Source organism: Vibrio sp. 10N.222.49.C9 (assembly GCF_041474985.1).
Lineage (GTDB): Bacteria > Pseudomonadota > Gammaproteobacteria > Enterobacterales > Vibrionaceae > Vibrio > Vibrio crassostreae_C.
In genome coordinates this window covers 1-385 of record NZ_JBFRVD010001537.1, presented here as the reverse complement: position 1 = coordinate 385, position 385 = coordinate 1, and the positions used below count along the sequence as shown (strand labels likewise).

The 385-nt window shown below is 42.3% G+C and carries 1 protein-coding gene; it reads left to right on the top strand.

Annotated features, from left to right (window positions below; all coding sequences use genetic code 11):
* On the top strand, positions 1 to 385 hold a 385-nt coding region (locus tag AB4585_RS29135; protein WP_372172294.1), incomplete at both ends, for a hypothetical protein.

Here is a 385-nt window from a genome sequence, read left to right as displayed (position 1 = left end):
GTTATTCCGGACGCAGATGCTGGCAAGCGTTCTAAAAAGCGCATGTGTCAGGGAGGGGATGATGATAACCCTACTTCTTCGGTTATTTGTGAAGTGGATTTACCGCTAGAAATTACAGGTTATGTACCTTGTGAGTGTGAACTAGAAGTAACAGATAATGACATTGATGTATTTAATAACGGTCTAGATGTGTCAAGTTTGGTTATTGGCAATGTAAGTGCATACTGTAATACAGAGGATGGTTTTAAGGTAACTATGACTTCAGCCAATGGTGGTCTTGCACACGATGGTGGTGGGGATCCTCTGGAGTACACTTTAGATGTGGCTAGTATTGCGTTTACGCCGACGGAACCTGATTTTGAATTGGAAAGCACAATCCAACAAG